Annotated in this window: 6 protein-coding genes and 1 pseudogene; 4 read left to right on the top strand and 3 right to left on the bottom strand. The window is 49.3% G+C overall.

From position 1 onward, the window contains the following. Both ACRCZA_RS11240 and ACRCZA_RS11235 read right to left on the bottom strand, forming a co-directional pair. Nucleotides 1-203 (bottom strand): annotated as a pseudogene (locus ACRCZA_RS11240) (TVP38/TMEM64 family protein); the annotation flags it as partial. A gap of 1 nt (nt 204) precedes the next feature. After that, nucleotides 205-936: a glycosyltransferase family 2 protein gene (locus ACRCZA_RS11235; protein ID WP_438674524.1), complete on the bottom strand. Its 732-nt coding sequence runs from the start codon at nt 934-936 to the stop codon at nt 205-207. 251 nt (nt 937-1187) lie between these two features. Here ACRCZA_RS11235 and ACRCZA_RS11230 point away from each other — a divergent pair, with 251 nt between their 5' ends. Then, nucleotides 1188-2351 carry a nucleotide sugar dehydrogenase gene (locus tag ACRCZA_RS11230; protein WP_438674523.1) on the top strand — a complete coding sequence of 388 codons (1164 nt, stop codon included), beginning with the start codon at nt 1188-1190 and terminating at the stop codon, nt 2349-2351. A gap of 52 nt (nt 2352-2403) precedes the next feature. Then, the gene (locus ACRCZA_RS11225; RefSeq protein WP_438674522.1) at nt 2404-3411 is read left to right on the top strand and encodes an NAD-dependent epimerase; all 1008 of its coding nucleotides are present in this window, start codon (nt 2404-2406) and stop codon (nt 3409-3411) included. A 111-nt stretch (nt 3412-3522) separates the two neighbouring features. Here ACRCZA_RS11225 and ACRCZA_RS11220 read toward each other — a convergent pair whose 3' ends face one another. After that, nucleotides 3523-3966: a copper resistance protein NlpE gene (locus tag ACRCZA_RS11220; protein ID WP_438674521.1), complete on the bottom strand. Its 444-nt coding sequence runs from the start codon at nt 3964-3966 to the stop codon at nt 3523-3525. Between the two features lie 310 nt (nt 3967-4276). On the opposite strand from ACRCZA_RS11220, the gene rfbA reads away from it, so the two are divergent. Continuing rightward, nucleotides 4277-5167, top strand: a complete 891-nt coding sequence (gene rfbA, locus ACRCZA_RS11215; protein WP_438674520.1) for a glucose-1-phosphate thymidylyltransferase RfbA — start codon at nt 4277-4279, stop codon at nt 5165-5167. Further along, the coding region (rfbC, locus tag ACRCZA_RS11210) for a dTDP-4-dehydrorhamnose 3,5-epimerase (protein ID WP_438674519.1) at nt 5154-5644 on the top strand (491 nt) is incomplete at its 3' end. The genes rfbA and rfbC, both read left to right, overlap by 14 nt.

The raw sequence follows: 5644 nt of genomic DNA, 5'->3' as shown, positions 1-5644 counted from the left end.
GCTATGATCTGCCGAGGCCCACCCACGGCGGTAAACAGCGCTCCCGCGAGCAGTAACATCATGAGGGCATAGCTTCCGTGCTTGGCGATAAACTGAGCAACCCAATGACTGTCCGTCACATGCTCAAATACTCCTTGCTGAGCGGCAAGCATTAATATCAGCAGCATCGACACCATCATCATGGCTTTATACAGGCGCTGCATGTTAGTTCTGCCGATGGGTTTCACAGCGGCTGATGATTGCGATCTTGGCCCTTCGCCCAAGCCAGAGCATGCCGATAATATCGACGATGCCGACCCAAACGCGATTCCAGGCCGTGTATTTAGAGACGCCGACTTGTCTATCTCTATGATTGACTTCGGCAATATAAACTTCTCCCCCCATTCTTCGTACTAATGCTGGAATATAGCGGTGCATATGGTCGAAATAGGGGAGGCGTAAAAAAGTGGCTCGGGGGAAGAGTTTAAGGCCGCAGCCCGTATCGGGGACGCCATCCTGCAGCAGCGCATCGCGCACCTTATTGGCGAGGCGTGATTGAAAGCGTTTCCACGGCGTATCCTTACGATGTTTACGAAAGCCGGCAATACAAAAATGTTCGGCATGAATTTGCTCAAGTTTCGCCAACATGGCGGGGATATCCGCGGGATCGTTTTGCCCATCGGCATCTAAGGTAACAATGTACTGACCGTTGGCATGTAACACGCCTGTCAATATCGCGGTGCTTTGGCCAGTGCTGCGCTCGTGGCGAATGGCTTTAGCATGACACTGCATGAAGGCCGCGGTGTCCATGACTTCTGTAAAGGTGTCATCTTCACTGCCGTCATCGACAACGAGGATTTCAAACTCAGTTAACCCTTGTAGGGCGTGGCATATTTCTTTTATCAGTGGACCTATGTTGCCTCGTTCATCTTTGGCAGGGATCACCACCGAAATCACGGCTGAATTCACGATAACGCTCCTTGGCTGAAACCTTCATCAAGCTAACATAGGATAATGACAAAAAAAATCCAGAAATGAAGGTGATACTAACGATAGCTGCAGTGCAGAGTGTGTTGAGGATGGGGAGTGCCAGCGCTAAATCGGCCTGAGGCCACTGATGAGCGACGTTATTGTTCAAAAAAGTGACTTCTTTTTGTTGTTTAAAAAATGTTATGTTGAGCTTCAGTCAATTAAATCTTAGCGGATCGATGAACTTAGTCGTGATTGGTATGGGCTACGTTGGCCTCTCAAATGCGGTGCTATTGGCTCAGCAACATCAAGTCACCGCGATAGACTTGCTACCTGAGCGAGTGTTACGCATCAATGCGCGCCGCTCAACGGTTGTCGATGCGCTGATTGACGAGTATCTTCAGCATAAAACGTTACACTTAACGGCAACCACGGATAAAAGCGCAGTTACAGCGGCGGATTTTGTCATCATTGCGACCCCAACGGATTATGATCCGCTGACGAATGGCTTTAATACCCAGTCAGTTGAAACGGTTGCGAAGGAAGTATTCGCGCTCAATCCCAAGACGACGATTATCATCAAATCGACTGTCCCAGTTGGCTTTACCTCGCGGTTAAGAGCCCAATTAAACAGTGACAATATTGTGTTTTCGCCCGAGTTTTTACGGGAAGGGCGGGCACTGTACGATAACCTTTATCCTAGTCGTATCATTGTCGGTGAGCGCTCATCGAGGGCTAAGGTCTTTGCACAACTGCTGGCAGACGCAGCCATTAAGCAAGATATCCCCATTTTATTGACCGACAGCACCGAGGCCGAAGCCATTAAGCTGTTTGCGAATACGTTTTTAGCCATGCGTGTGGCCTATTTTAATGAGCTTGATACCTATGCCTTGAGCCGGGGGCTTGATACACGCCAGATCATTGATGGGGTGTGTCTCGACCCTCGTATTGGTGATTTTTATAACAATCCCTCCTTTGGTTATGGCGGCTATTGTCTCCCCAAGGACACTAAGCAGTTACTGGCTAACTATCACGAGGTGCCGAATAATTTGATCCGCGCGATTGTTGAGGCTAATACGACGCGTAAGGATTTTATTGCGGCCGCCATTATCAGTAAACAGCCCAAATGCGTTGGGATTTACCGGTTGATCATGAAGGCCGATTCGGACAACTTTCGTGCCTCTGCGGTGCAAGGGGTGATGAAACGCATTAAAGCCAAAGGCATTCATGTGGTCGTTTATGAGCCCACACTCCCAGAGGATGCGTTTTTTCACTCTAAGGTTATCCGTGACCTAGACCAATTTAAAGCAATGTGCGATCTCATCATAGCCAATCGTATGGCCAGTGAGCTGAGCGATGTGATCGACAAAGTGTATAGCCGAGATTTGTTCCACCACGAATGAGCCGCAGTTTATGTAAGCGGCTGATAAGGTTAAGCCATTCATAAGGTTAAACATGAAATACTTAGTCACAGGTGCCGCCGGTTTTATCGGTGCGAAAGTCAGTGAACGCTTATGCGACCTAGGTCATGAGGTCGTAGGCATTGATAACCTCAATGATTATTATGATGTGGGTCTTAAATTGGCGCGGCTTGCCCAGCTGCAAGCCTTAAACAATTTCCGTTTTATTAAGCTTGATGTGGCCGACAGGGAAGGGGTTGCGGCACTCTTTGCCCAGCAGGGTTTTCAGCGTGTCATCCACCTTGCCGCCCAAGCCGGAGTGCGTTACTCCTTGGCGAATCCATTGGCTTATGGCGACAGCAATCTGCTTGGGCAACTAACCGTTTTGGAAGGCTGCCGCCAGCATCAGATTGAGCATCTGGTATATGCTTCGTCCTCCTCAGTATATGGGCTTAATCAAAAACTGCCGTTTTCTACGGCAGATAGCGTGGATCATCCCATCTCACTGTATGCCGCGACGAAAAAGGCCAATGAATTGATGGCCCATAGTTATTCCTATTTGTATCAGTTGCCAACGACCGGGCTGCGATTTTTTACTGTCTATGGCCCTTGGGGGCGACCGGACATGGCTTTATTTACATTTACTCAAGCCATGCTCGCCAGCGAACCTATCGATGTCTATAACGGTGGCGATCTGAGCCGTGATTTTACCTATATTGATGATATTGTTGAGGGGATTATAAGGGTTCAAAATATGCCACCTAGCCCCAATCCTAACTGGAGCGTCGAAACGGGCACGCCTGCTAGCAGTAGCGCGCCCTATCGGGTGTTCAATATTGGTCATGGCCGGCCGGTACAACTGCTGGACTTTATCACGGCCCTTGAGCAGGTGCTGGGGATCCAGGCTAAAAAACGTTTATTGCCGATGCAGCCCGGTGATGTGCACTCAACCTGGGCCGATACTCAGGAGCTATTTAATGCGGTGGGATTTCAACCCCAAGTTGATATTAATACTGGGGTGGCACGCTTTGTCGATTGGTACCGCAGCTATTACCGTTGTTGATAATTTGCGCCCCTAGGCAGTTGATAGCTTCCACCTCAAGGCTGTTGAGATCTTGCAGCAGTAGGCGGAGGAAGGGATCAACAACCTAGCGGCGCTCTGCTTCGCGCAGCATTATTGCGCTGTCTTTTTTAGCACATAATGCTCGGCAAGTTCACCGGTGATGCGTTTACCGTCGCGGCCGAGCATAATCAATTGGTTTTCCCCAACGAGGTATTGGGTGTCATCCGCTAAAGTGATATTGCGTCCATTGGCATCCCACACGGCGGTGCCTGTGACTTTATAGATCCGCTCATTTTCCCCTAAATAAATGGTTTTTACTTCAAAACTATTATCTGCACGGAGGATGATATGGGTTTGGATCCCTTCACAACTGGCGCAGGGGATCATCCCTTGGTATTCACCAGCCCAATCGAGCGCGTTCTGGCTCGTGTCACCGACGGACGGGTGAGTGGGGGCAGGACGTTGTGGCGTTGTGGTGTCGGGGGCGGTTGCTGGTTTTGAGCAAGCGCTTGATAAAATAGCTAAAAAGATAATGGTATAGAGTGATTTTTGCATCGTTGATTCCATCTGATTACTGACTTCTTCGTCATTCATTCGGGCAAGGCGTATGGCGCGAATGAGTAAATTGTGTGGCAGTGAGCTGCATCCTACTTGGCAAGTGTCATCAAGCCAACGTCATTCAAGCCTAAGTCATTCAAGCCAAAGTCACTCAAGCATAGCGTTTAATCCCTTTAGTTGGCGATAAACAGGCGATTTACCTGTGACGCCGCGCACGAATGGGAGGAGGGCGATTGCTTTACAGGCACTGGCTGCGGTTATGCTACAATCTTGGACTAGATTGGGTTTATTAATCGTAAAATTATCAATGAGAAAAGGCATTTTATTAGCGGGCGGAACGGGCTCACGTTTGTATCCTATGACGCAGGTGGTTTGTAAGCAGTTACTGCCGATCTACGATAAACCAATGATTTATTATCCATTGGTCACGCTGATGCAGGCGGGGATCCGGGATATTTTGATCATTTGTACGCCGCAAGATTTACCGCTTTTTCAGGCCTTGTTGGGGGATGGTTCTCAATGGGGACTTAGGCTTGAATACGCACAGCAAGCCACCCCTCGCGGCTTAGCGGAAGCATTAATCATCGCCGAGCCCTTTTTAGCCGGCAGTGCTTGCGCCATGATTTTGGGCGACAATCTGTTTTACGGTCAGGATCTTAAGCTTAATCTCCAAGAGGCGGTAGCACAGATGTCGGGGGCCACGGTATTTGGTTACCATGTGGCGAATCCCCAAGCCTATGGGGTGGTGGAATTTGACTTAAGTGGTAAGGTGCGCTCCATTGAAGAAAAGCCTGCTAAGCCGCGTTCATCCTATGCCATGCCGGGACTCTATTTTTTTGATGCCAGAGCCTGCGAATTTGCCAAGTCGGTGATGCCCTCAAGTCGTGGCGAGCTTGAGATTGTGGATGTGATCCGCCGTTATTTGGCTTTGGGTGAGCTTAAGGTCAATATTATGGGGCGTGGCACCGCGTGGCTGGATACGGGCACGCCGGACGCCATGGCCGAGGCGACTCAATTTGTTGCTGCCATAGAAAAGCGCCAAGGGCTTAAAATTAATTGTCCTGAAGAAACCGCTTTTCACTTGGGCTGGATTGATGCCGCCAAGCTAACGCTCTTGGCGCAGCCCTTACTTAAAAGTGGTTATGGTGAATATTTGCTGGGATTAGTCGATAGGGTGGTGTTGCGTGAAATGTATTGAGACTGAGCTGGCAGAGGTTTTAGTGTTTGAGCCAAAGGTGTTTAGCGATGAACGCGGCTTTTTTATGGAAACCTTTCGGCAATCGTATTTTGATGCCTGTTTTGCTGCAAGGGGGCTCGCTGCGCCTATGTTTGTGCAGGATAATCAAAGCCGCTCACAGCAGAATGTGCTACGCGGTCTCCATTTTCAGCGCTTAAAACCCCAAGGGAAGTTAGTGCGGGTCAGTGCCGGGTGTATTTTTGATGTGGCCGTGGATATTCGCGCGGAATCATCAACCTATGGCAAATGGGTTGGGCGGCTGTTATCTGCTGAAAACCACTTACAAATGTGGATCCCGCCTGGGTTTGCTCATGGCTTTTATGTGCTTAGCGAATATGCCGATGTGATTTACCGCTGCACCGATTATTACACTCCCGAGGATGAATATGTACTGAGTTGGGACAGTGCGCAGTTTGGGATTGAATGGCCGTTAATCGC

The organism is Shewanella sp. (genome assembly GCF_051658185.1).
In the GTDB taxonomy this organism is placed as follows: domain Bacteria; phylum Pseudomonadota; class Gammaproteobacteria; order Enterobacterales; family Shewanellaceae; genus Shewanella.
This window is presented reverse-complemented; position numbering and strand designations above follow the sequence as displayed.

What these genes read in the sequence shown, in the direction of transcription:
- rfbA (WP_438674520.1), top strand. Translation starts at nt 4,277, where the DNA reads ATGAGAAAAGGCATTTTATTAGCGGGCGGAACGGGCTCACGTTTGTAT.
- ACRCZA_RS11225 (WP_438674522.1), top strand. Translation starts at nt 2,404, where the DNA reads ATGAAATACTTAGTCACAGGTGCCGCCGGTTTTATCGGTGCGAAAGTC.
- ACRCZA_RS11220 (WP_438674521.1), bottom strand. Translation starts at nt 3,966, where the DNA reads ATGCAAAAATCACTCTATACCATTATCTTTTTAGCTATTTTATCAAGC.
- ACRCZA_RS11230 (WP_438674523.1), top strand. Translation starts at nt 1,188, where the DNA reads ATGAACTTAGTCGTGATTGGTATGGGCTACGTTGGCCTCTCAAATGCG.